Here is a 374-nt window from a genome sequence, read left to right as displayed (position 1 = left end):
AATCAAAGACTAGAAATCAACATTCACCATCACATCGATGGAATGCTCATTTCTAAGCTTTCAAGACAGAAGCAGTAGTGGTGGAGCCAAACGGGATCGAACCGTTGACCTCCTGCGTGCAAGGCAGGCGCTCTCCCAGCTGAGCTATGGCCCCGTATTTCTACAGGCGTTTCCCACACAAAATTGGTGGGTCTGGGCAGATTCGAACTGCCGACCTCACCCTTATCAGGGGTGCGCTCTAACCAACTGAGCTACAGACCCAATTTCGGGCTGCTTCTTTATCGTCTTCTTCAATGAATCAAGCAATTCGTGTGGGAACTTATGGAGCAGCTGATGTCGTCGATTAAGGAGGTGATCCAGCCGCAGGTTCCCCA

The 374-nt window shown here is 50.5% G+C and carries 2 tRNA genes; both read right to left on the bottom strand.

The window, feature by feature from the left end:
* Positions 1–78: 78 nt before the first annotated feature.
* Positions 79–154, bottom strand: a tRNA-Ala gene (locus HX846_RS12250).
* A 30-nt stretch (positions 155–184) separates the two neighbouring features.
* Positions 185–261 (bottom strand) — tRNA-Ile (locus HX846_RS12245).
* Positions 262–374 lie beyond the last annotated feature (113 nt).

Source organism: Pseudomonas sp. K5002 (assembly GCF_013386655.1).
GTDB lineage: Bacteria > Pseudomonadota > Gammaproteobacteria > Pseudomonadales > Pseudomonadaceae > Aquipseudomonas.
The sequence above is the reverse complement of the archived record's forward strand: the minus strand, read 5'-3'. Positions and strand labels throughout refer to the sequence as shown.